Origin of the sequence: Streptomyces beijiangensis, from assembly GCF_017315755.1 — a bacterium.
In the GTDB taxonomy this organism is placed as follows: Bacteria; Actinomycetota; Actinomycetes; order Streptomycetales; family Streptomycetaceae; genus Streptomyces; species Streptomyces beijiangensis.
This window is the reverse complement of sequence record NZ_JAFLRJ010001004.1, coordinates 1-578: the sequence shown is the minus strand read 5'-3', so window position 1 is coordinate 578 and position 578 is coordinate 1. Positions and strand designations below refer to the sequence as shown.

Genomic DNA, 578 nt, shown 5'->3' with positions numbered 1-578 from the left:
GTACAGGCCGAGGGCACGTGGCCGGCGGGCGGCCGGGACGGCGGCCTGGATGAGCGACAGGACCTGCGGCGCGACCAGCCCGCTGCCCGCGCCCTGCACCACCCGCGTCGCTGTTCGCGGCCCGGCTGGTGCAGGGCGCGGGCAGCGGGCTGGTCGCGCCGCAGGTCCTGTCGCTCATCCAGGCCGCCGTCCCGGCCGCCCGCCGGCCACGTGCCCTCGGCCTGTACGGGGCCACCATGGCCGTCGCCTCGCTGGCGGGGCCGCTGCTCGGCGCGCTCGTCCTCGACGCCGACCTCTTCGGCCTCGGCTGGCGGCCCGTCTTCCTCCTCACCGTGCCGGTGGCGCTCGCCTCGCTGGCGGGGACGGCCGTCCTGCCGGGCGTCCGTGGCGCGGACGGGCTCCGCGTCGACAAGCTGGGCGCGGTGCTCGTCACCGTCGGATCCGGCGCGCTGGTCCTGCCGCTCACGCTGGGGCGGGAGGCCGGGTGGCCCTGGTGGACATGGGTAGGATTCGCCGTCGCCGCGATCGCCCTCGGACACTTCGTGCTGAGCCTCCCCCGCCGTCCTGACCCCCTGATC

General features: G+C 77.5%; 1 protein-coding gene. It reads left to right on the top strand.

The features are described from left to right. Nucleotides 1-110: 110 nt before the first annotated feature. Nucleotides 111-578, top strand: a 468-nt coding sequence (locus J0695_RS40285; RefSeq protein WP_372445923.1) for an MFS transporter, incomplete at its 3' end; no start/stop codon positions are given.